General features: G+C 34.8%; 1 protein-coding gene. It reads left to right on the forward strand.

Features of this window, described 5'->3' with window-relative positions; all coding sequences use genetic code 11:
* A partial coding sequence (locus AC1DIT_RS28375; RefSeq protein WP_476998623.1) for a thiol-activated cytolysin C-terminal domain-containing protein occupies nucleotides 1-568 on the forward strand: 568 nt, incomplete at both ends.

A 568-nucleotide genomic window follows, 5' to 3' on the forward strand; every position in this document is an offset into this window, starting at 1 on the left:
GCGTTGAAGCGAGTGGACAGTACAAAGATATTTTTGAAGACAGTACCTTTACCGCTGTAGTATTAGGCGGAGATGCAAAAGAGCATAACAAGGTTGTTACAAAAGATTTTAATGAAATCCGAAATATCATTAAAGATAATGCAGAATTAAGTTCTAAAAATCCAGCATACCCAATTTCATATACAAGCACTTTCTTAAAAGATAACGCAACTGCTGCTGTTCATAACAATACAGATTATATTGAGACTACAACTACAGARTATTCTAGTGCTAAAATGACGCTTGATCATACTGGTGGATATGTTGCTCAATTTGATGTATCTTGGGATGAATTCTCATATGATMAAAATGGWAAAGAAGTACTAACCCATAAAACTTGGGAAGGAAACGGCAGAGACAGAACTGCTCATTTCAATACAGTCATACCACTKCCACCGAATTCAAAAAATGTAAAAGTCGTAGCAAGAGAATGTACAGGTCTTGCATGGGAATGGTGGAGAACAATTATTAATGAACAAAATGTTCCATTAACAAATGAAATGAAAGTTTCAATTGGAGGAACAACATT

The organism is Bacillus sp. 05T22, from assembly GCF_056396765.1.